Raw genomic sequence first — 290 nt, forward strand, 5'->3', positions numbered from 1 at the left:
ATTGGGTCTAATGAAATTTGTACATTATTCTCTTCATCTGTAGTTCCTTTTACTTGTACTTTTTTACTTTCAAAATCGTCCATTACCACTTCTAGTTCCGTGTCTTTTTCACACTCCACAATAAATTCAGCAATACCTTGGTCATTCGTTGTTTTAGAAACTACTTTATTACCTTCATCATCGTATAATGACACAGAAGCACCACTAATTGGTTCTCTTGTTTTATCATCTAAAACAGTAGCTGTAATCAACACATCACACAAAGGTTGTAATTTTTTGAACGTATAAAT

General features: G+C 32.1%; 1 protein-coding gene. It reads right to left on the bottom strand.

Going from position 1 to position 290, the window contains the following annotated elements:
* Nucleotides 1-290: carboxypeptidase regulatory-like domain-containing protein (locus tag Q0807_RS18875; RefSeq protein WP_301162065.1), on the bottom strand; the 290-nt coding region annotated here is incomplete at both ends.

The sequence above is a fragment of the uncultured Winogradskyella sp. genome (assembly GCF_947495255.1).
Classification (GTDB): Bacteria; Bacteroidota; Bacteroidia; order Flavobacteriales; family Flavobacteriaceae; genus Winogradskyella.